The following is a 1,063-nucleotide window of genomic DNA, read 5'->3' as shown; positions in this document are numbered from 1 at the left end:
TCTGGCCGTCCCGATGCTTCCAGCATGGCGGCAAGGGACAGGTCTCCCGTCAGACCGGGCATGGCCCCCGCAGCACCGCGATGGCGCTCGATCGCCTCATCCGGACGCCCGTCCATGGCGAGCAACCACGCATCAAGAAAGGCGTAAAAGCCGGTCTCGCCCTCTTCATCGCTCTGGCTGTTGGAGGTCTTCAATATGTTGCGCGCCGCAACCGTGTCGCCGTCAGCCGCCCGGTCCAGCGCCAGGAAGGCATCAAATAGTGGACTGACATCGCGGTCTTCCTGCGACAGGCCGGAGGTCATCTGAAGGAAGGCGGCCATGTCACCGGCCTTCACCGCATCCAGCGGCGCCGGATACGCGGAAATACCGACCGGCTTGCCGTTTGCCCCTATCACGGCCGTGGCGCGGGCCGCCGGGGAGAGTGGCACAGCGCTTTGAGCGATCGGCACTTCGGCCTCGACCTCCTGCAAGGCAGGCGCGGGCTCTGTGGCGCAGGCCCCAAGGGCGAGCGAAAGGGTCAGGATAGAGGCAGTAAGGGTTAGTCTTGGGCGCATATGAATGGCTCACTTCGGGTTCGCTTTGACGCCGAGTGAAGCAGTCCGATGCGGCAAGAGCAAGGCGCGAAATGGAGAAAGCGCGACAGGGTTAACCCCATCGCGCTTTCCGGAAACCATAAGGCTTGAAGCCCTGATTACATGTTCGGATAGGCCGGGCCGCCACCACCTTCGGGCACGGTCCAATTGATGTTCAGATTTGGATCCTTGATGTCGCAAGTCTTGCAGTGAATACAGTTTTGGGAGTTGATCTGGAACTTCAGTTCGCCGCCCTCCTCAATCCACTCATAGACGCCTGCCGGGCAGTAACGCGCCGATGGGCCAGCATAGACATCATGCTCGGAAGACTTCTGAAGCGCCATGTCCTTCACGACAAGGTGAACGGGCTGGTCTTCGCCATGATAGGTATTGGTGAAGGACACATTGGTCAGCTTGTCGAAGCTGATCTTGCCATCCGGCTTCGGATAGTCGATCGGCTTGAACTTCTTGGCTGGCTTCAGTGCGGCTGC

Annotated in this window: 2 protein-coding genes; both read right to left on the bottom strand. The window is 60.4% G+C overall.

The genetic code is table 11. The annotated features are described in order from the left end of the window. A partial coding sequence (locus B4F73_RS05715; protein WP_290481750.1) for a hypothetical protein occupies positions 1–554 on the bottom strand: 554 nt, incomplete at its 3' end. Positions 555–691: 137 nt separating this feature from the next. Further along, on the bottom strand, positions 692–1,063 hold a 372-nt coding region (locus B4F73_RS05710), incomplete at its 5' end, for a 4Fe-4S dicluster domain-containing protein (protein ID WP_290482705.1).

The organism is Hyphomonas sp. UBA3601 (assembly GCF_002375605.1).
In the GTDB taxonomy this organism is placed as follows: domain Bacteria; phylum Pseudomonadota; class Alphaproteobacteria; order Caulobacterales; family Hyphomonadaceae; genus Hyphomonas.
This window is presented reverse-complemented; position numbering and strand designations above follow the sequence as displayed.